Below are 2,807 nucleotides of genomic sequence, written 5' to 3' on the forward strand. Positions count from 1 at the left end.
AGGCGTCCCATACGGCGACAGGCTGCCAACGCATGGTATCTGTATCCGCTTGAAGATTATAGTCATTGATACGGTTTAATTGATCGTAATATGCCTGCCATACCGTACGGCGGTTTTGATACACACGGCTGTGAAAATGGTAGCGGATGTCGCTTTCCAGCTTGTTGTGGAAGAAGCGTCCACCCAAGTCGGCATCAACCGACCAGCGCGGCTGAACCATACTGGCAAGATAACCTTTATCGGTCAAACCGCCGTAATTACATTCGGGAGCAGGAATAAATCCGCCGCCAGTCAAGTAACTGGAATCATGTACACTGGAAACGGCAAAAGATTTGTCGCAGACTTTATTTTTCAGTGTACGCAATACGCCTACGTCACCGAAAAATTTGCCGGTATCAAAGCGCGCCTGCAATTCCACGCCGGTACGGATTTGTTTGTCGAATTGCTCGAATTCAAAATTCTCGTCCCTGTCGATGATATTTTTGGTTTTGTTGCGGAAGTAGTTGATACGTAAATCCGCATTTTTCATTTTCGGAAACAGTCCAGTTAAATCATGAATGTAGCCGACTTCCCAGTTTTTGGCGTGTTCGGGCTGCCAACCGTATCCCATTCGTGCAAATGAACCCGCAGCAGTCGAGAAGCCATAAGTCCCCTCAAATATACTGGGGAAACGTAGGGATTCGGTATAGCGCAGATAGGCTCGGGCATTATCGGTAAAATTGACGGCGGCTGAGAATGCAGGAGCCCATCCGCTGCCACCCTGTTTGTGGGCACGTTGTAGTTCAGCAGGGGTAATCGGGGATCTGTATATTTTGTCGCTACGAGGCATAAACGTATATTTCTGGACTGTGCGCAGACTGTCCGGATCGTTTGGATCGTAGGCAGGATTGACGGTTTGGCTGTGTAAATCGGAAACGGTAAACCAGGGGTTGTCAGCAGGATTCAGACGACCTCTATCATCTTTACGCCAATAGTATTTCAGCTTATCCAGCCTTGGTCTGTTTTCGTCATTATGGGGAGTGGGATTTAATATTGCCACCCCTCTATCATCAATTACGATACTGTCTCTTGCCGCATTGAATTCGTCATTGTTAACCGCATTCAGATAATCACGATATTCCTGCTCGGTTGCTACACGGGTAAACTGAAATACCTCACCTCGATTGACTTGTAAGGGATTGTTGTATTTGTCAAATCCGGTTTTCAACCGCTCGTTGTCGTCCTGTATCTTGAAGTTGGTATAGCGCGCTCCTGCCGTCAGAGTCAGCCAGCTCATCGGCTGGTAGCGGAAATTGAAACCAAAATTCCATTCTCTGCGCCTACCGTTCCTCGGCTCGCCGAACCTTGTCAGCTCGGTATTGGTAGCCAATTGTGATGCCTCTATTTCTTCCCTGTATTTATCCAAACCATCATGACTTAATTCTTCTGAAAACTCATTACGGGATCTCAATTTTTCATTTTGGAAATCTCCCATTAAGGTCAGCGTCAGCTTGTCGTGCAATTTCATACGGTTGGAAAAGTTGAAACCGTTGCGGGTATTGTTGGCATAGTAGGCATTACCCTCTATGGTATTGAAGCGCCCGTTGGTATTCGGAAGCTGTTCGACAACATCCGGTTTTTTCGTGTAACCCAATGCCTCATACATGCGCTTGGTTTCTTCATTGTAGGTATTCCAGCGACTCATCACAGTTTTCCACATCATTAAATTGTCCACCCTGTCTTCATACAGGGCATCGCCGGGTGAACCGCCTGCAGTATTGGTTTTGGATTTGGTACGGGTTGTCCACAATGATGCGTTCAAATCTATCCAGCGGCTGCCCTCGGGCTTCCACGAATAATCGATATTGTAGGAACGCTGTTTGACCCATGCCCTTGGCCACTCCCCAATTTTATTTAAATTGTCGGGCGTACTGAAAATCGGGCCGATGACGCGGGAAGGCATGATTTCGCCGAAAGTGGAGTCGGTATGGCGCAGGCCGAATTTGAGCGTTTGGCGGTTCGGCAGGCGGAAGGTGGTTTTACCCAGCCATGATTTATTTTCCAACGAAGTGTTGGTTACCTCTCCGCCCGGATGATAAAAAAGTCCGATACGGGCAATATCGGGTGCGCCCAGCATGGCTTCACTTCCGTAGAATTTTTCGCCTCTTGCAGCGGCATCTGCAATCTGCCTGTTTAATTCATTTACCGTTTCCATTGTCCAAGGACCGATATAGCCGTAGCGCTCCGCCCCTTTTTTGCCGGAAAAATAATTGCCTTTACTGCGGTAGGCATAGGCGAGCATGGCATCGAAATTATCCTGCTTGGTGGCGGCGGCAATGCGGTAGGCTTTATCCTCCCCAAATCTATTGCGTCCGCTGAAACGTTGATTGACGCGGTCGGTATCGTCCAACATCGCCCGCCAAATACCACCAAGTGCGACAGCAGGCGTATCCAATGTCCGATAATCAACTGATTTTTCATAGACATTGGTACGCTGCTTGATAGAATTATTGGCAGCTTCCGCCTTCACTTCAAAACCGTATTTCTGCCCTTCGGGGACAATATCGTCGGCATCGATGGTTTTCAGGGCGACGGAGCCGCCTATGCCGCTTTTCATATCACGGCTGAACGAAGGGCCTTTTTCGATGGAAACGCTGCTGATGATGTTGGGATCGACGTAGTTGCGGTTGTTTGCGCCCGCGTAGCCGCGCCAGACGGTAATCGCCTGCTCAGTGCCGTCGATGGTAACGGGAATCCGTCCCTGTCCCTGTACGCCGCGTATATTGGGATCCAACGCGCCGCTGTTGCGCGCGTCGCCGCTGTACACG

At 49.2% G+C, this 2,807-nt stretch carries 1 protein-coding gene; it reads right to left on the bottom strand.

From position 1 onward, the window contains the following. A partial coding sequence (locus tag HMPREF3022_RS06265) for a TonB-dependent receptor domain-containing protein (RefSeq protein WP_283119046.1) occupies positions 1-2,807 on the bottom strand: 2,807 nt, incomplete at both ends.

The sequence above is a fragment of the Neisseria sp. HMSC065C04 genome (assembly GCF_001815375.1).
GTDB lineage: Bacteria > Pseudomonadota > Gammaproteobacteria > Burkholderiales > Neisseriaceae > Neisseria > Neisseria flavescens_D.